This is a genomic window from Gimesia panareensis (assembly GCF_007748155.1).
GTDB classification, from domain to species: domain Bacteria; phylum Planctomycetota; class Planctomycetia; order Planctomycetales; family Planctomycetaceae; genus Gimesia; species Gimesia panareensis.
Genome location: NZ_CP037421.1, coordinates 2,178,973 through 2,179,524, shown reverse-complemented (window position 1 = coordinate 2,179,524; position 552 = coordinate 2,178,973). Strand labels below are relative to the sequence as shown.

1 protein-coding gene is annotated in these 552 nt (G+C 65.4%); it reads right to left on the bottom strand.

Features of this window, described 5'->3' with window-relative positions; all coding sequences use genetic code 11:
• Positions 1-552 (bottom strand): golvesin C-terminal-like domain-containing protein (locus Enr10x_RS29870; protein WP_197997528.1); only part of this gene is annotated, 552 nt, incomplete at both ends.

Here is a 552-nt window from a genome sequence, read left to right as displayed (position 1 = left end):
ATCGAAGTGGTCCCGCGGGGCACTGTCGGCGTCGTTGGTCAGCGTCACCGTCAGCACACCCCCGACCACCTCGAAGGAGGTATTCAGGTCGAACCAGGCCGTGCCGTCTTCAGCGAAGCTGGAGGGGACCAGCGTCTGGTCCACCTCGAGAGCGAAGGCCCCGGCTCCGCCGTCCAGGGAGAACGGTGCGTCCGCAGCCCGGTTGTACAGGGCGGGCCAGGTCGTGGAGACCTGGTAGAAACCGTCGGCCAGACCGCTGAAGGTCCAGGTCGCCGTATCCGTGCCGGCCGGCGCGGGGGTATTGCCCGGCTGATTCGGAATCGCACCGGCGATATCGTCTTCGTAGCCGGAGGCACCCAGGTTGACGCCCGTCGTATAGGTTTCGAAGCCGGCGGTCGCCGAGAAGTCGGCGTCGCCGTTGTCGATGATCACCACGTTGGAGACCTGACCGTGCAGCAGCAGGTTGAAGGTCGCTTCGTCCACGTCGTCGGTGTCGAACGAGAACAGACCGGACCGGTCGCCGAAGGCGGTCGAGTCCATGGTGATGTCAAA